1 protein-coding gene is annotated in these 742 nt (G+C 66.0%); it reads left to right on the top strand.

Translation table 11 applies throughout. The annotated features are described in order from the left end of the window. Positions 1–742: type VI secretion system Vgr family protein (locus DM373_RS28410; protein WP_157966913.1), on the top strand; the 742-nt coding region annotated here is incomplete at both ends.

Here is a 742-nt window from a genome sequence, read left to right as displayed (position 1 = left end):
CCCGGCCGGCGAAGAGATCTACTGCGACGAGTACGGCCGCATCAAGGTGCAGTTCTTCTGGGACCGCGAAGGCCAGGCTGACGACAAGTCCAGCGTGTGGATGCGTGTGGCGTCGAGCTGGGCCGGGCAGGGTATCGCCGGGCTGCAATTGCCGCGCGTGGGCATGGAGGTATTGGTCAGCTTCCTCGAAGGCGACCCCGACCAGCCGCTGGTGACCGGCTGCCTGTACCACGGCGTGAACATGCCGCACTACAAGCTGCCCGACCTGAAGACCTTGGCCACGATCAAGAGCAAGGAATACAAGGGCAGCCGCGGCAACGAACTGCGCATCGACGACACCACCAGCGAAATCAGCATCGCCCTGCGCAGCGACCACGGTGCCAGTGCGCTGAACCTCGGTTACCTGACCCACCCCAGACCGAGTGGCGGCGCGCCACGTGGTGAGGGTTTCGAACTGCGCACCGACCGCCACGGCGCCATCCGCGCAGCCGGTGGCCTGCTGCTCACCACCGAGCCCCGCGCCAACGAAGCCAAGCACCACAAGGACCTGCCCGAAACCGCCGAACGCCTGGCCACCGCCAGCGACCAGCAGGACAGCCTGGCCGAACTGGCCAAGCAGATGCAGGCCCAGGAGCCTGGCGATCAGGACACCGTGGCCAAGGACCTGCACAAGCAGCACCAAGGCATCCTCGGCAGCGGCCCGGGCGACCTGACGAAAAACGAATTCGCCGAATTCACCCAA

The sequence above is a fragment of the Pseudomonas sichuanensis genome (assembly GCF_003231305.1).
In the GTDB taxonomy this organism is placed as follows: domain Bacteria; phylum Pseudomonadota; class Gammaproteobacteria; order Pseudomonadales; family Pseudomonadaceae; genus Aquipseudomonas; species Aquipseudomonas sichuanensis.
This window is presented reverse-complemented; position numbering and strand designations above follow the sequence as displayed.